We start from the raw sequence: 15,890 nt of genomic DNA on the forward strand, positions 1-15,890 counted from the left end.
GCAAAACGTGCTACGGGTCACACTAAGAGGGGCTCGGCCAATAAAAAAAGAGGCGAAAGAAATTTCGCCTCTGCAACCGTGTTATACCGCACTTGCCGAGATGGCCTGCCGGTGGATTATTTCACCTGCATACCCGGCTGAGCGCCGCTGTCGGCACCGAGGATAAACAGGTCTTTGCCGCCGGGGCCCGCAGACAGCACCATGCCTTCTGACACGCCGAAACGCATTTTTCGCGGGGCCAGATTCGCGACCACAACCGTCATGCGTCCTTCGAGCACGGACGGATCTGGATAAGCGGCGCGGATACCGGAGAAGATCTGGCGAGTTTCGCCGCCCATATCCAGTACCAGGCGCAGCAGCTTGTCCGAGCCTTCAACCAGCTCGGCCGTTTTGATCAGCGCCACGCGCATATCTACTTTGGCAAAGTCATCAAAGCTGATGGTGTCAGCCACTGGCGCATCCGCCTGAGACGCGCCGGCAGCAGGTTTGTTCGCCGCAGCCGCATCTTCTTTCGACGCTTCAATCAGCGCATTCACCTTGTCCATCTCCACGCGGCTGTAAAGCGCCTTAAAGGCCGAGATATTGTGGCCCAGCAGAGGCTGCTGAATACCGTCCCAGCTCAGTTCGGCGTTCAGGAACGCTTCGGTACGTTCGGTCAGAGAAGGCAGAACCGGCTTCAGCCAGGTCATCAGCACGCGGAACAGGTTGATGCCCATTGAGCAGATTGCCTGTAAGTCCGCATCGCGGCCTTCCTGTTTCGCCACTACCCACGGCGCCTGTTCGTCAACGTAGCGGTTTGCCACGTCGGCCAGCGCCATAATTTCACGCACGGCGCGGCCAAATTCGCGGCTGCTCCAGGCTTCGCCAATGCTGGCTGCCGCATCGGTGAAGGTTTTGTACAGCGCCGGGTCGGCCAGTTCAGCAGAGAGCTGACCGCCGAAACGCTTGTTGATAAAACCGGCGTTGCGCGAGGCCAGGTTGACCACTTTGTTGACGATATCGGCATTCACGCGCTGCACGAAATCTTCAAGGTTCAGGTCGATGTCATCAATGCGGGATGAGAGCTTAGCCGCGTAGTAGTAGCGCAGGCTGTCGGCGTCCAGATGCTGTAACCAGGTACTGGCCTTGATAAACGTCCCGCGAGACTTGGACATTTTCGCGCCGTTTACCGTCACGTAGCCATGCACAAACAGATTAGTCGGCTTGCGGAAGTCGCTGCCTTCAAGCATTGCAGGCCAGAACAGACTGTGGAAATAGACGATGTCTTTACCGATAAAGTGATAAAGGTCGGCATCCGAGTCTTTCTGCCAGAAGGCGTCGAAATCAATATCGCCGCGCCGGTCGCACAGGTTTTTGAACGAGCCCATATAGCCGATTGGCGCATCAAGCCAGACGTAGAAGTACTTGCCCGGCGCGCCCGGAATTTCAAAGCCGAAGTAGGGAGCATCGCGGGAGATATCCCACTGCTGCAGGCCTGATTCAAACCACTCCTGCATTTTGTTGGCTACCTGCTCCTGTAGCGCGCCTGAACGCGTCCAGGCCTTCAGCATTTCGCTGAATTCCGGCAGATCGAAGAAGAAGTGCTCGGAATCACGCATTTCTGGCGTCGCGCCGGAAACCACGGACTGCGGATTAATCAGTTCGGTCGGGCTGTAGGTCGCGCCGCACACCTCACAGTTGTCGCCATACTGATCCGGCGATTTACATTTCGGGCAGGTCCCCTTGACGAAGCGGTCCGGCAGGAACATGCCTTTTTCAGGATCGTACAGCTGCGAGATGGTACGGTTTTTAATAAAACCGTTCTCTTTTAAACGGGTATAGATCAGTTCAGACAGCTCGCGGTTCTCCTCGCTGTGCGTGGAGTGATAGTTGTCGTAGCTGATGTTAAAACCAGCAAAATCAGTCTGATGCTCCTGACTCATCTCGGCAATCATCTGCTCGGGAGCAATACCCAACTGCTGAGCTTTCAGCATGATTGGCGTACCGTGCGCATCGTCCGCACAGATGAAATAAACCTGATTGCCGCGCATTCGCTGGTAACGGACCCAAATATCTGCCTGGATATGCTCGAGCATGTGGCCGAGATGGATGGAGCCGTTGGCGTACGGCAGGGCGCACGTTACCAATATTTTTTTCGCGACTTGAGTCATAGTAAGACTTGCTATACCTGTTTTAAAAGGGGGGATAGATGGTAACCGAAAGCCTGTCCCTGCGTAAACATTCCCGCGGTCCCCCCTCGGTTTTTTACCGCTCATTGCCATCACCCGCGGCCAGTTCTGGTATGCTTGAATGATCAGAACTGGCAATAAAAGGAAGGAACCGGGATGACGTTACACTCCCAGGGTCAACATTCACCGGAAGCGCTGCGTGCGATGGTGATGGGCATTTTGACCACATTTGAACATCCAACGCTGAAGCACCCCCTCACCACGCTGAAGGCGCTGCATCACTGCACGCTGCTGGACAATACCCTGCATATTGATTTGGTGATGCCTTTCGCCTGGCTCAGCGGTTTTGAAGCGCTGAAGGAAAGTACCAGCGCGGAGCTGCTTCGCCTGACCAGCGCGACGGCGATAAGCTGGCGGCTGAACCACGATATCGCCACCCTTAAGCGGGTAAAAAATCATCCCGGCGCCAGCGGCGTGAAGAACATTATTGCCGTCAGCTCCGGGAAAGGCGGCGTGGGGAAATCCAGTACGGCGGTCAATATGGCGCTGGCGCTGGCGGCCGAAGGGGCGAAGGTGGGTATCCTGGATGCGGATATTTACGGTCCCTCCATCCCTGATATGCTGGGCACGCGGGACGAACGACCAACCTCGCCGGATGGCACTCATATGGCCCCGATTGTGGCGCACGGCCTGGCAACTAACTCGATTGGCTATCTGGTGACCGACGATAATGCGATGGTCTGGCGAGGGCCGATGGCCAGCAAAGCGCTGATGCAACTGCTGAATGAGACGATGTGGCCGGATCTGGATTATCTGGTGCTGGATATGCCGCCGGGCACCGGAGACATTCAGCTGACGCTGGCGCAGAACGTGCCGGTAACCGGTGCCGTGGTGGTCACTACGCCGCAGGATATTGCGCTGGTCGATGCGCGTAAGGGCATCGTGATGTTCAATAAGGTGAACGTGCCGGTGCTGGGCGTGGTGGAAAACATGAGTATGCATATTTGCAGCAACTGTGGTCACCATGAGGCCATTTTTGGCAGCGGCGGCGCGGAAAGGCTGGCAGAGCAGTACCATACGCGCCTGCTGGCCCAGCTGCCGCTGCATATTACCCTGCGTGAAGATCTGGACGACGGCCAGCCAACGGTAGTGCGCCGTCCTGACAGCGAGTTTACTGCTCTTTATCGCCAGCTGGCGGGGCTGGTGGCTTCGCAACTGTACTGGGAAGGGGAGGTCATTCCTGCTGATATTTCGTTCCGCGCAGTGTAAATCCTGCGGGCGTTAATTTTGCAGGTGGAGGGGGATACATTCCATTCTCTGCCTGCTGTTAAAGCACAAAATGCATCAGCCAGTACTCGCCGTGCTCACTCTCGCCATCAGAAATTATCGTCCAGCCATGCTGCTGATAAAAGGCTACCGCTGCGGTATTGGCCTTCATACATTTCAGCGCGCCGGATGAAGTAAAACCCTGCTGCACGGCTTTTAGCAGCAGGCTGCCCACGCCGTTTCCCTGCCAGTTCGGATCGACAAACAGGCTGTGAAGAAAATTATCGTTGGGCAACACGGCGGCGAAACCGGCGCGATGCCCGTTATCTTCAGCCACCAGAATGCGTTCACCAAGGGTGACGCGGTCAAAATCTTCCAGTTTCCAGCCGCTGCTCTCCAGCCAGCGCCAGTTCGCCTTCCGGGAGGCCAGAAAAAGCGTGCGCAGGAAAGGGCGATCCGCTTCGGTAAAGGGCCGTATCTTCATGATCCGCTCCCGTAGCTGCGCAGCCCAACGCGGCGGTTACCAGACCAGCTTGACATGCCGTTCGCCGTCCAGCCCGGTGCCGCGATAGTCGTAGTCGATTTTACCGGCCTCAAAAAGTTCGTTCAGCAACCTGAAATTATCCGGCGGCGTAACGTTGCAGCGGTGGTTAAGCGTGGTGTCGAGAATCGAAAATCCCCGATCTCCGCGAGCGATCTGCCTGAGATATTGCAGCATCTTCAACGCTGCCACGCTGATGCCGTACTGTTCATTTAGCGGTCTGGTCATAGGATGGTCTGTAATTGTCTGTGCTGTGGACGGACTTTTGCCTCAGAGTAGCTGATTTTTGGACTTTAACAAAAAGGCGGGGAAGGGCAAACCACGCATTGCCACAATGCGACACACCCTCCCTCGTATCAACAGGTTGCCACATCACTGACAGGACTGGCTGGCGCTGAGGATGAAAAATGGCCCTTCATTGGGCCACTTCATCATCATCTTCTCTCAACGATTCGATAAATTTTCGCTGTGCGTCGGAAAGCTGCCAACCGTCTAATGGCGCTGGCTTCTCCCGGTCATTTTCATCTACAACGTCATCCATAACGCAAGCCCCCATACAGTGGCGCAGAACATTAGCATTACGATCCATGCAATTTTCCTCATCATTTACTTATATTTAATAGATTTAGTCGATTTGTATTATATTATTGATCGGTTATAACGATCAAACTTTAAGCTTTATCCTACGGATGAAATTTCAGTATTGGTCTAGAGGGTTGGGGGGTGGGAGGTGAACGCCAGGGCTATCTGCTTGTTTAGTGGTGTCGTAGGGCTTCCCGATGTCCTGGTAATGAAGATTTACCCTCGTGACGGACTCGATGAGGAGAGGGACGATGAATGTCCCTATTGGTTAGTTCCTGTCATGGTTGTATAGAGTGTCCTGATTAAAAAATCTGACCAATAAATGGGATTTCAATGGGTAGGATTGAGGTGTAACCGGAACAGAAGGATCTTGGTATGGATACGACTGGAGAGCCTGACGGGACATACTTCAGTTAACTCCGCATCCTCGATCAACGATTCGATAAATTCTCTTAGTTTCCCGGTAAGTTGCCAGTCAGCTAATGGTGATGGCTTCTTGCTCTCTTGCTCATCTATAGCGCTATCCATAACACCATTCCCCATAAGGTTGCACATAACCGCAGCATGACGATCCATGCTATTTGGCTCATCACTAAAATCTCTTTTGATAGATTTAATCGATCTGTACTATAGTATTGATCGATAATAACGATCAATTTTTAGGCGTAGTCTTAGGGCGAAAATCGAGAGTTTGGTATAAAGAGGGCGGGTTATGGGATGGATTCTATGGACAGTTTGTTTGCTGGTGTTGTGGATTATCGTGGGATACGTGATTAACCGGATGTTCCACCATGACGAGTCAGAAGAGGACAAGGACGACTCTTGTCCCTATGAGTAAGCAACCTTGCCTGGAAATACAAAAGGTTTATCATTAGCTGGATTAACCAATGAAAAGGATTTTGGTATGGATACGACTGAAGAGCTTAACGGGACATACTTTTACAAGGGACTACCAAATCTTACACCCCATGAGCTACTTTTTTAGGTGCTTATAGAAGAAACAGAAAAGCAGTTAGGTGTACAGGACGTTGTGGGTGTTGCTGCTCTAATATTGGGTAATAATAGTGTCGATGTTGCTGGTAAACCTAACACGGCCACACAGGGAACATCCCATGCCTCACTGTTCTTTCGGAAACATATCAGCTACAGATTTCAGGCACGGATTTTACCAACACTTACCAGGAAATCTTTTTCTCTGAGAGGGATTAAAATCATGTGGGTAAATAATCTTGGTGCTTTTGTGGGCAGGGCTGTACCCGTATTGGGCTGGATTATACTGGCGCGCGATGTGTCACTGATTAGTTTCCGCACCATAAATAATTACAATTTGATTGTACGATCTGAGGATAAAATCTGGTGAGTCAGGTAACAGATACTGCTGTCAGAGATTTTGTTAAAAACGAATTGCCACTGGTAACAACTCTCTTTCTCAAGAAGGTTGATGTTGATGACCAGTTTGCTTTACAGGAACTTCACGAAGCAGATGATTTAGCGGAAATGGCTGCTAAGTATTTTTCACGATTCAATGTGCAGTCAGCCCCGTTTTCCCTTGAAAACTATTTCCCATGGAAAACTCCAACACTTCTTTGTCGAAAACCCATAAATCAAGATAAGAAACCGTTAACAATAAATATGTTTATTGAGTCTGCCAGAGCTGGTAAGTGGTTGTATGGATGACTATAGGTAGGAGTTAAAATTATGAGTTTTTTATTTTGATGATAATAATGGTTTCAAAACCTATTTAATCAATGGATTGAGAGGTGAGGTTAAAGGTGATTTTTTATATCTCCTGCAATATATAAAATAATAGATGATAGAGTGAATCTTCCCTGAAATTACAAGGTAATAGAAGGTGTTATAGACACAGGCCGTAAGCAATTCATCTCAGGAAAAATGAGTATGCCGGAAGAACTCGAAAAATGAATGATCCGGTTTTCCGGGATACTTACACTACTACTTTCTGATTGCCGAAAGAGGGCAGGGGAAAACCGAGAACGCTACAAGGCAGGTAGTCACCCACCCGAAGTTAATCGAATGGGGTTTCATGGATTACGTTGATCTACAGTGGAAAAATCGGATTTTTTCAGAAATGGCAGTTACTAACATGACGAAGATTGGTAAAGTGTTTGCTGATTTGCGTGATCAGCTTGGTATCCCGTATTTGGATGATTACGGACAGCGACGGTTACTGTATTCTATCCGTCACTCGGTCTGTTCTGCTGCAATGGCTGGTTGGGTGAAAAATATTTTGTATCTTCAACAAACGGTAGGCCACGAGAAAAGCGGAGGGATCACTAAACGCTATTTGCATACGTTTCCCTTATCCTCAGTTTCTTATGTAATTGATGGTATTGATTGGGAGTGAATAAAATAGCCAAGCGTAAAACTTGGCTATTTAGTGCCGTCAAATTAATGATGGCAAATAGAAAACTGATAACATCATGAATAGTAAAATAATACCGATAATGGAAAGTCGCACTTTTACACGTAACCAATCGGTGTAATGATTAGGGAGTTCTTTAATGAAGCGAATTTGCTCATTATTCATTCCTCGAGTATGAAAAGAATTCTCCCTAAAGTATAATGCTTTAATAAAGAACGCATCACGCATAAACGAGAAAAAGAAGCCCCCGTCCTGATAAATTAAGACTTCAGCTGGCCTTGCTCCAAACTTTTCAACAAATAGCGAGCAGAGAGTCATGAATTTTCTCTTGGCTAATTTGTCATAAATCACGGAAGAAACATAATTAATTATTCCGAGAATCAAAAAGATCCCAGCGATTTCAACTCGATGTATCATCAGGAAATTAATTGCCGAAAACGTCATACAACTGTTCTCCGCCTAATTCCCCAACAGCACTCCCCACTGTGCTACCAGCGTACCCTAAACCAACACCTGCAATAACGGTACAAACAAGCCCGCCAACACCAGCAGTACCAACGCCGATTGCGACGCATAATGGTATAGCCCCGCCACCAGCGAGAACACCGCCACCTGTACCCAAAGCAAAACTACCTATCTCAGTATACTTTTTCTTGGTACATTCAGCTTCGCGACCAACAGAACACGCCTCATTAATTTCGTTAAGAGAATGGAGTCCGCTAAAACCAATGCCTAAATAACCAGTGTAACGCATTGCTTTTACGTATTTAGCTGCCCGTTCGATGTGGGTAGCATAGCCTTCAATGTCACTGATCCCCGTTTCGTTCCATTTGTGGGCAATAGAACTGCTGGACAGGCCGAGTGCATTTTTTATTTTGGTATACTCTCCGAATTTCATAGCCTTATTCAGGAAATTGACTTTGAGTATGGATTCAAGCTCTTTAAACAATTGGCTACGTCTGACATAAAATTGTTCACCAATCAACGCCCCTCTTGTTATGTAGGTATTCTTATACGTTTCTTGGATCTCCTTGAGTATTTTTTCGATACTCTCAAAGTATTTTCCAACAGGATCAGCAGCAAGACCAATTCCCGTATCAGCGTAGCTGGTGAAATTAGCTATGGTAGCTTAGTGCTTGTGTAGTAAGTTAGCTTCTTCATGTGTCAACGGTGCCAATGCAACATCAATTCGCGCTTTCGCGGCTTTCATATGTGCGATCTGTTCGTCGTCCTGCTTATCAGGATCAACCAGAAGCATAATAGAACCAGCTTTATAGCTTTTGTCTGCACCGTTCAGCGTAGCAAATAGCTCTTTGGCTCCTGCTGGTGGGTTTTCAGTGAATAGCTGACGTTGCCAGGCTTCTGTAGTATCGCCATAAGGGAGGACGGCGAAACCTGCGTCTATGCCTGTTTTCTTCTTCGCTGTCTGGGCGTGTTGTTCCGGTTCTTGCTGGGCTTGTTGCACCAGAGGTACAGCAGCGGCTGCTGATTTAGCGCTCATCATTCCCGGATGACGTTCCCCAGTGAAGCCGGACATGGCGATCACAAAGTTATCTTTGCAGTTGCATAAAACCAGATCTCCATCACCCGCGATGAAACCAGCTTCGAGTAATCCGGTATAGGTTGCATTGATTTCAAAAGCACCTTTGCAAACATCACACCATGCTTTATCACCAGCTCTCACTAATGGATTATGATCTTCATCAAAAATAGTTGATGAGGCAGAAACGATGTGCCCGTACCTCGTTTTATTACCCAGCTTTGCAAGCGTTCTTTGCTTAACCATCAGTGATCCCTCAGTGAGCAGTTTCTGCTGCCAACATTTTATCTACTTCAAAGTTATCAACAAGAAATCCATTTGCTGCTGGAATTCCACGGCGTAGAACCAGTATTCCCGTTCCCTGAGGAGTACTTATTATTTCATCTCCATTGCTGAGACGACCGCCGACAAGAGCAACGCTACGGCCTGCGTTATTATGGGCTGCCTCTCCTGCACCACTGATTATTGTCGCTTTCGTACCATTGGGATAAACGACAGTATCCTGAGTTTGAGCTACCCTGAGTTTTTGGCCTGTGCTGATCTCTACTTCCGAAGTGGCAGTTGCGGTTTTGAGTATGCCACCGTCACGAGTCAGACTTCCTTTAGCAGCGATGCGGTAGATCTCGATCACTGGATGCTCTTTGAGTTCGGTTTGCTGTTTAGCAATGAGTTCCTGCCATTCTTGACTCATTCCGGCAACTTGTTCATCACTGAACGCTGGTTTATCAAAAGATGCCAGAATTTCCGAGGTAAGATCGTTATTGTACTGTTTCATAAGTCCCTCTACTTGTTATTGAAATAATCCCAGCGGTCATTTTACAAACAATAACCACATGCGCAACAAGTATCAGGCTTAAGTGAAACTTCGTTTCTTAACAGAAGGTTATCCGGTAAAATTGTAAGAGTTGGTCTTCGATAAATTTCAGGTAGGAGAGGTTATGGCAGGTGTCTTGGCAAGCACAGCGGCAGCGGTCGGGATTCTCGATAAAGCGGTGAGTATCACCCAAAAGCTGGCAAATAACAGCGATGAACTGGACAAGGCCACGCTCAAACTTGAGTTGGCTAATCTGATGGTTGAACTTGCTAACGCCAAAATCGAAGCGGTAACCATGCAAACACTTTTGTTAGATGCCGAGCAAAAGATCGAAGATCTTGAGGGGAGTTTAAAAGATAAATCAACTTTCACCTTCAAACAAGGGCTGTACTGGAAAGATGGTGATGAAACTGCATTTTGTCCGAAATGCTATGAGGTCAATCAGATAAAAACGCACATGGTTTTGTTTCCTGCGGGGCAGACGTACAGCGCCTGTTGGTATTGCAAAAACTGTAGCTTTTCAACTTGAGACTTACCAGGTCATAAATCCCTTTAATGGCTCTTACAGTTAACGGCTTGCTTTCCTAAGTAGAGTGTAAGAGGAGGCGATGTTGTCGCGGTCTGCCTGGTCAGGGAAGAGCCTCGCCAGATATTCGTGCCAGAGCGTCAGATCTGCTGCTGGTGGCTTGTCGCTGTGCCATGATCTAAACGTGTTCAGAGTACCCAATGTCTGTTGGCAATGGCAACACGGCAGCGGACAGCAATCTTACAAGGCTGCCTCGTACAATCGCAACAGTCAAAGTAGAGCTGGCGGCTGATGTGACAAATGAGCTTCGGCTCCTTTTTTGTATTAGGGTGGGGGTCAAAAAAAGGGGTTATGTGTGTTTTCACGGTGAAGAAGCGATAACCGAGAGGGCGGGCTTGCGTCAGCAAGCAACTTCCCCTAAGCTGGCAAAAAGTAAGCTAATTTGTACCAAATGACTCGGGGTGCCCTTCCATGTGAAGGCTGAGAAATACCCGTACCACCTGATCTGGATAATGCCAGCGTAGGGGGCCGAAATTCGGCCTACTTATCATGAGGTTGGCTCTCTTTTTGTCGGTGCGCAATGCACTTGAGGTACAAAAAGGGTGTATTTATGGGGTACAGAACTCTTCCATACACGTTTCAGCGAAACGGCAACTACTACCTGCAAATTCGGCTTTCAAATGGCAGGATGTATAAGAAATCCCTTCTCACTGACAGCTATCGCGAAGCATCTGCTTTGATGATTGGCGTTACGGCACACATACCTTTTGTTAAATCATTAGCTACGCCGCTCCTCGTGTTCGAATCATTTTTGTCTAATCTGATTGCGTCAGAACGCAAGGCTGTGAGAAATCCACTTTTGCCCTATCAGCAGATAGCTCCTCCTGTTGAAATCGTGGAATCTCAACCGCCAGCCGAACCGGAAAAAGCGCTAACCCTCTCGGATGCGTGGGCGATGTACAAAGACGAAAAGGGGCGAAACTGGACGAAATCGATCTCAATGGCAAATGAGCGCTACATGGAAGTGTTGCTAACTGTCTTGGGTGGAGAAACTAATGTCGCGGCTATCACCAAGCAGGACATTAAACAGGTGATGGAAGTTGTTGAGAACCTCCCTAAGCGAGTTGTGCAGCCTTACCGGTCAATGACAGTGCAGCAGCTGATTGAATGTGATGAAGTGCCACCAGATGATCTGGTGGGGATTGAAGCTATCCATAAGCATCTCAAAATCTACAAATCACTGTTCAAAACGTTTCTAACTGAAAGCAAAGACGTTTTGCAGAAATCGCCAACTGATGGCGTAGTGGCTGCACCTTCAAAAGCGAGATTTGGTGCTTACAGCACTGCGGAGATGAAAAAGTTTGTAGGGTGGGCGCTCAAGCAGCCAGATAACTGGCAAAAATGGATCACGTTGTTGTTGGCATACACGGGAGCCAGAAGAGGTGAGATAGGCAAGCTGGAGAAGTCACAGATCAAATATGATGAGGATAGCCAGCGTTACTACTTCCTGATAGCCGAAGGAGGGCAGGGGAAAACCGAGAACGCTACAAGGCAGGTGGTCATCCACCCTAAGTTAATTGAATGGGGTTTCATGGAGTACGTTGATCGCCAGTGGAAAGAGCGGATTTTTTCAGAAGTGGCAGGTACAAACATGACTAAGATCGGTAAAGTATTTGCTGATGTTCGGGATCAGTTGGGTATTCCTTATCTGGACGATTATGGACAGAGACGGTTGCTGCATTCTATCCGTCACTCGGTCTGCTCTGCGGCAATGGCTGGTTGGGTGACCAACATTCTTCACCTACAACAGACGGTAGGCCATGAGAAGAGCGGTGGGATCACGAAACGCTATTTACATAAGTTTCCACTATCATCAGTTTGCTATGTTATTGATGGGATTTATTGGATCTGAGATAGCATATTCGTTATGAATGTTTTGCTATGGTAACGTCAGAGTTAAGTATTTATTTGTATTACAGACCATTCCAATAGTGCATTTTTTGAACAAAAACACCAAAACATCACTTGACTGTATATTAATACAGTATCTATAATCAGTGCAAGAAATCGACAACATATACTTGGTATGATAAATTTTGTCCATGATAACAAGAAGGTATTGTGGATATGCTACTACCAATACGAGTTGATAAACGGTTTTTGAACTTATTTAAGACTGTACAAATAGACACTTGCCCACAGCAATCAACGTTAAACTTGCATATATTGAATATTGAAAGCAATCAATTCATATATTCAAAGTTGGTTGAAGAACTTCGGGAACTTATTATTAGTTATGTACATTCTAATAGGCGAATTGAAGAGTTTAAACAAAACTATCCTGCTTATAGTCCTAAGCCATTCTTTGAAGCAATACAAAAATTCCGAAGTTACACTTCAAATGAAGGTGAATTGGGTGAGTTGCTCTTATATGCCTTTCTTGAGGCAGGATTAAATGCTCCCAAACTACTTTCCAAAATGGAATTGAAAACGGATTCAAATGACTATATTAAAGGTTCTGATGGTGTACATTTATTAGAAACAGGCGATAGTTTCCAGTTAATTTTTGGTGAGTCTAAGTTGTATGCCGATCTGTTAGATGGCGCTCGAGAGGCATTTGATTCTATAGTTGACTTCAAGGCTAATGGAATGGGGTTTGAAAGAGGATTAATAGATACACATGTTATAAATGAAATGGTTTCAGAAGCTGGATATGAAAAGATAAAAGAAGTTTTGCTACCCTCTGGTAATAATGGACCGGATCTCGACCTGTCATTTGGCATATTTCTCGGATTCGAACTACCAGTTGATAATTCCATCTTAGCATTGAAGACCAAAGAATTCAGAGAGTGGGTAAATGAATCTGTTAAAGAGCATGCTTCACGTGTTGTTAAAACCATACAAAAAAAGATTATCAATCATGGATTATTTGGGCATGAGTTTCACATATATATAGTCCCTTTTACGAATATAGATATAACGCGTAAGCAGCTAATTAAAGATATGCTAACTATAGAGGGGGATTCATGAGTGAATTAAGCTCTAATAATATTCATTTAGCGGCTCGCCTTGCAGAAGATGCTTTTGCGAGCCCTTATTTTAAAGAAATATATAAGTATATAAGTGAATTATATGACAAGTTTTTATTTGATCGTGGAGCGATAAAAATTCTTGAGCTGTCTGAAACCAATAAGATCTCGCATGCTTTACGTTTTGCCGATATTTTGTCTCACTCCGATGTTGAAGTATATAGAACTCGTGCATTTGAAATAATAAGCAAAATAGCAGCATTCAAAAATGATGATCCATATTTCAAATTTATAGGTTCAGCGGTTATAAATAGAATTGGGGTATACGCAGCTGGAAAATTAATATCTGATGGGGTCTCATTACCCTTAGATCGAGAGATAGACTCCATAATAAAAAAATCGGTACAAAAAACAGATGACGATGGGATATATTTCACGGACAGGCAATATGAGTTGTATCAATTATTGAAAAACAGTTCAACTATTAGCTTTGCTGGCCCAACCTCAATGGGGAAATCATTTGTTATTAACGCCTATATTAAAGAGATTACGTCGAAATATAATGACAAAAATATAGTGTTGATCGTACCTACAAGAGCATTAATAAGCCAAAATGCCCTTAAGCTAAAAAATGAAATGGCGAATTCGGCATGCTCTAACAGCTATACGATAGTTACCACATCATATATGATCGATAGCGAGGTTGATAGCGGTTATATTTTTATATTAACACCTGAAAGATTGGTTAGTCTTATAAGTACTATCCCTGAACTAAAGATTGATTATTTATTTGTGGATGAGGCTCAAAAACTTACTACTAAGAATGACTCAAGGAGTCTTGTTACGTATTCGGCAATAGAGCAGACTCTTAATAATAATCCGGGCGCAAAGCTATTCTTCTCATCGCCTAACCTATCAAATCCTGATGTGTTCAATTCTCTCTTTAATCGTTCTAAATCAAAGGTTTATAGAAGTACAGAAGGTGCCACTGCGCTAAATATGTATTTTATTGATTTATTAAATGACAGTTTTAGTGTTGTAAACACACACGATAGAAACCTTGAAAAAATTGAAAGGGATTTTAACAAGTATAAAAGTGCGAATGATTTAATTTATAAATTAAATCACAAGAAAAGTAAGATCATATACTGTGGTGGCGTTGAAAGTACCCTTGTTAGAACCAGGGATTTTATCAAATATCTTAAAATAAATAACAGAGCTATAAAGCCGAAAAATATAGAGATATCAGCACAAATTAGAGAGTTTGTTCATGATAATTATGAACTTGCTGAAGCTATTAATTACGGTGTTGCCTTTCACTTCGGTAATTTGCCACAATCGATTAGAGATCTAATTGAACATAACTTCAAAATAGGAAATATAGAATATCTCTTTTGTACGTCTACCCTTCTCGAAGGTGTGAACTTACCTGCGAGATCTGTTTTCATTCTAACTCATAAAAAAGGCCTTAGCCCTTTAGAGCCTGTTGATTTTTGGAATTTGGCAGGCAGGGCTGGTCGATTAGCTATGGAATTATCAGGAGATATTTTTTGTATTAGGGATGAAGTTAAGATATGGGATAATAAAGCAATCAATAACATTCTATTATCAGATAGAAATGATATATCATTGACGCCAAGTTTTTATATTGAAGACAAAAAAAGATTAAATGAGTTGCATGAAATAATAGCTACAGGAGAAACAGGAAAGATTAAGAATTCTGAATTTCTGCGAACATTAGGTGATATGATTAGAATTGATACGATGCGGGATGAGAAACATCTTCCGTTAATTAATTATTTTCAGCACAGTGGTAAGCCAGAAATCGTATTAAGTGCAAAAAATAGCACTAAAGATATTAATCTACCACTTAATATACTTCTGGCAAATAGTCATATTCCTGTTGACTCACAGTATAATGCGTTTAATAAAATAAAATCACTCAGTGTTAATGAAATAAAATTGTCATGGCAGCTCTCATATGATGAAATTAAATCGAAGCTGAGCTTGATTTTTGAGCTTTATCAGATAGATAAGTTCGCAACTGGTCAAAATCGTCTATATTCTAATTCGATCCCTTATTACGCACTTATACTTTCTCAATGGATGTATGGTAATAGCCTTCAAGAGATAATATCAGGGGCAATAATATACAAGAAAAACAAAACCATTTATATAAAGAATGCACCAATTCCTTTTGATAGCAATAATTCATCACATATAACAGCATTAGTAAATGACACAATTAAAGATATTGAGTTGCGAGTGGGGTATTTATTGCAGAATTATATTTCACATTATTGTCAGCTCTTAACTTATATTCATCATGGAAATCCAGGCGCAAATTGGTCACAGTTCATCGAATTTGGATCAAATGATCCTATCGTGTGGCATTTGCAAATGATGGGTTTTTCAAGGGATTGCGCAGTATACCTCAAAAGGAATTTTTCAAAACATTTGAAAATGAACGTTGAGTCTAACAAGTTAGTAATAAAAAATAAATCAACAATTAAGGAGTCGGTTAAAAAAAATAAACTTTACTCATTGGAAATTCATTCGCTTTTATGATTTTCGTAAGCCAGAGGTTAGTTAAATAGCCTCTGGTAAAACTCATAGTTTAAGTGTGCCACTTTAATTTGAGTTAGTACTTAATTTTGTAACTATATTGATCTCTACTACCGGTACAACGGTGATAAACCTGCCAAGATGCTTAAACTGCTAAGCTCGATCTTTTCTACCCCGGTCCAGCGATATCCTGAATCTTAAAATATCAGAGAGATGAGCGAATGTCTTAAGTCGGCGAAGGTGGCTTTGCTGGTCGCTATCTATACTGTACCGCTGCTGATGGTGCAACCTTGCACTAACCACTCTCTCATCTGTTCAAATGTCTCTTTGGTAGATCGTACGCAATTATTACTTTCCTACATTATTGTAAACATGGCTTTATCGACTGGCGCAGATAGGGCGACAGCCCTTCTAAAGCAAATGTCAGGATTTAGATTTACTTGTGGGTTGACTAATTATTGCACAAGGGTAGAGCA

14 protein-coding genes, 2 pseudogenes and 1 riboswitch are annotated in these 15,890 nt (G+C 44.8%); of the genes and pseudogenes, 8 read left to right on the plus strand and 8 right to left on the minus strand.

Going from position 1 to position 15,890, the window contains the following annotated elements; translation table 11 throughout:
* Positions 1-116: 116 nt before the first annotated feature.
* Positions 117-2,150, minus strand: a complete 2,034-nt coding sequence (gene metG, locus NG99_RS01095; RefSeq protein ID WP_034887510.1) for a methionine--tRNA ligase — start codon at positions 2,148-2,150, stop codon at positions 117-119.
* A 174-nt stretch (positions 2,151-2,324) separates the two neighbouring features.
* Here metG and apbC point away from each other — a divergent pair, with 174 nt between their 5' ends.
* The gene (apbC, locus tag NG99_RS01100; protein WP_034887511.1) at positions 2,325-3,437 is read left to right on the plus strand and encodes an iron-sulfur cluster carrier protein ApbC; all 1,113 of its coding nucleotides are present in this window, start codon (positions 2,325-2,327) and stop codon (positions 3,435-3,437) included.
* A 58-nt stretch (positions 3,438-3,495) separates the two neighbouring features.
* Here apbC and NG99_RS01105 read toward each other — a convergent pair whose 3' ends face one another.
* The 3 genes from NG99_RS01105 to NG99_RS29035 form a co-directional block, all read right to left on the minus strand.
* A complete protein-coding gene (locus NG99_RS01105) occupies positions 3,496-3,918 on the minus strand; it encodes a GNAT family N-acetyltransferase (protein WP_034887513.1) in 423 nt (140 codons plus the stop codon).
* Between the two features lie 36 nt (positions 3,919-3,954).
* Entirely contained in the window at positions 3,955-4,203 is a 249-nt protein-coding gene (locus tag NG99_RS01110) for a hypothetical protein (RefSeq protein ID WP_034887515.1), read from the minus strand.
* 187 nt (positions 4,204-4,390) lie between these two features.
* A complete protein-coding gene (locus tag NG99_RS29035) occupies positions 4,391-4,564 on the minus strand; it encodes a hypothetical protein (protein WP_157032523.1) in 174 nt (57 codons plus the stop codon).
* Between the two features lie 897 nt (positions 4,565-5,461).
* Between NG99_RS29035 and NG99_RS01120 the strand changes: the two are divergent.
* The 3 genes and pseudogenes from NG99_RS01120 to NG99_RS29625 form a co-directional block, all read left to right on the plus strand.
* Positions 5,462-5,917, plus strand: a pseudogene (locus NG99_RS01120) (STM2901 family protein).
* Positions 5,914-6,234, plus strand: a complete 321-nt coding sequence (locus NG99_RS01125) for a DUF1493 family protein (RefSeq protein WP_034887519.1) — start codon at positions 5,914-5,916, stop codon at positions 6,232-6,234. Before NG99_RS01120 ends, NG99_RS01125 begins: the two are co-directional and overlap by 4 nt.
* A gap of 274 nt (positions 6,235-6,508) precedes the next feature.
* Positions 6,509-6,922: pseudogene (locus NG99_RS29625) on the plus strand (integrase); the annotation flags it as partial.
* 39 nt (positions 6,923-6,961) lie between these two features.
* Here the strand turns inward: NG99_RS29625 and NG99_RS01135 are convergent.
* The 4 genes from NG99_RS01135 to NG99_RS01145 form a co-directional block, all read right to left on the minus strand.
* Positions 6,962-7,384, minus strand: coding sequence for a hypothetical protein (locus NG99_RS01135; RefSeq protein ID WP_034887522.1), 423 nt, complete (start codon positions 7,382-7,384; stop codon positions 6,962-6,964).
* On the minus strand, positions 7,365-7,925 hold the full coding sequence (locus NG99_RS29815; protein WP_232298142.1) for a hypothetical protein: 561 nt from the start codon (positions 7,923-7,925) through the stop codon (positions 7,365-7,367). The genes NG99_RS01135 and NG99_RS29815 overlap by 20 nt, the downstream gene beginning before the upstream one ends.
* Positions 7,926-8,069: 144 nt before the next feature.
* The gene (locus NG99_RS29820; RefSeq protein WP_232298143.1) at positions 8,070-8,726 is read right to left on the minus strand and encodes a PAAR domain-containing protein; all 657 of its coding nucleotides are present in this window, start codon (positions 8,724-8,726) and stop codon (positions 8,070-8,072) included.
* Positions 8,727-8,736: 10 nt separating this feature from the next.
* A complete protein-coding gene (locus NG99_RS01145; RefSeq protein WP_052130502.1) occupies positions 8,737-9,255 on the minus strand; it encodes a hypothetical protein in 519 nt (172 codons plus the stop codon).
* A gap of 163 nt (positions 9,256-9,418) precedes the next feature.
* Between NG99_RS01145 and NG99_RS01150 the strand changes: the two genes are divergently transcribed.
* The 4 genes from NG99_RS01150 (at position 9,419) to NG99_RS01170 (ending at position 15,417) form a co-directional block, all read left to right on the plus strand.
* Positions 9,419-9,823 (plus strand): hypothetical protein, encoded by a 405-nt coding sequence (locus NG99_RS01150; protein ID WP_034887801.1) that lies wholly within the window; start codon positions 9,419-9,421, stop codon positions 9,821-9,823.
* Positions 9,824-10,267: 444 nt separating this feature from the next.
* Positions 10,268-10,363, plus strand: a riboswitch (TPP riboswitch).
* 67 nt (positions 10,364-10,430) lie between these two features.
* Positions 10,431-11,732 (plus strand): tyrosine-type recombinase/integrase, encoded by a 1,302-nt coding sequence (locus NG99_RS01160; RefSeq protein ID WP_034887526.1) that lies wholly within the window; start codon positions 10,431-10,433, stop codon positions 11,730-11,732.
* Positions 11,733-11,947: 215 nt separating this feature from the next.
* A complete protein-coding gene (locus NG99_RS01165; RefSeq protein ID WP_034887528.1) occupies positions 11,948-12,850 on the plus strand; it encodes a HamA C-terminal domain-containing protein in 903 nt (300 codons plus the stop codon).
* Positions 12,847-15,417 carry a DEAD/DEAH box helicase gene (locus NG99_RS01170; protein WP_034887530.1) on the plus strand — a complete coding sequence of 857 codons (2,571 nt, stop codon included), beginning with the start codon at positions 12,847-12,849 and terminating at the stop codon, positions 15,415-15,417. The genes NG99_RS01165 and NG99_RS01170 overlap by 4 nt, the downstream gene beginning before the upstream one ends.
* The last annotated feature ends 473 nt before the right edge of the window (positions 15,418-15,890 follow it).

Source organism: Erwinia typographi, from assembly GCF_000773975.1.
GTDB classification, from domain to species: Bacteria; Pseudomonadota; Gammaproteobacteria; order Enterobacterales; family Enterobacteriaceae; genus Erwinia; species Erwinia typographi.

Excerpts from the sequence above, each read along its gene's own strand:
- NG99_RS01160 (WP_034887526.1), top strand. The coding sequence starts at position 10,431 with ATGGGGTACAGAACTCTTCCATACACGTTTCAGCGAAACGGCAACTAC.
- NG99_RS01105 (WP_034887513.1), bottom strand. The coding sequence starts at position 3,918 with ATGAAGATACGGCCCTTTACCGAAGCGGATCGCCCTTTCCTGCGCACG.
- apbC (WP_034887511.1), top strand. The coding sequence starts at position 2,325 with ATGACGTTACACTCCCAGGGTCAACATTCACCGGAAGCGCTGCGTGCG.
- NG99_RS29035 (WP_157032523.1), bottom strand. The coding sequence starts at position 4,564 with ATGGATCGTAATGCTAATGTTCTGCGCCACTGTATGGGGGCTTGCGTT.
- NG99_RS01170 (WP_034887530.1), top strand. The coding sequence starts at position 12,847 with ATGAGTGAATTAAGCTCTAATAATATTCATTTAGCGGCTCGCCTTGCA.
- NG99_RS01145 (WP_052130502.1), bottom strand. The coding sequence starts at position 9,255 with ATGAAACAGTACAATAACGATCTTACCTCGGAAATTCTGGCATCTTTT.
- NG99_RS01135 (WP_034887522.1), bottom strand. The coding sequence starts at position 7,384 with ATGACGTTTTCGGCAATTAATTTCCTGATGATACATCGAGTTGAAATC.
- NG99_RS01110 (WP_034887515.1), bottom strand. The coding sequence starts at position 4,203 with ATGACCAGACCGCTAAATGAACAGTACGGCATCAGCGTGGCAGCGTTG.
- NG99_RS01150 (WP_034887801.1), top strand. The coding sequence starts at position 9,419 with ATGGCAGGTGTCTTGGCAAGCACAGCGGCAGCGGTCGGGATTCTCGAT.
- metG (WP_034887510.1), bottom strand. The coding sequence starts at position 2,150 with ATGACTCAAGTCGCGAAAAAAATATTGGTAACGTGCGCCCTGCCGTAC.
- NG99_RS01165 (WP_034887528.1), top strand. The coding sequence starts at position 11,948 with ATGCTACTACCAATACGAGTTGATAAACGGTTTTTGAACTTATTTAAG.
- NG99_RS29820 (WP_232298143.1), bottom strand. The coding sequence starts at position 8,726 with ATGGTTAAGCAAAGAACGCTTGCAAAGCTGGGTAATAAAACGAGGTAC.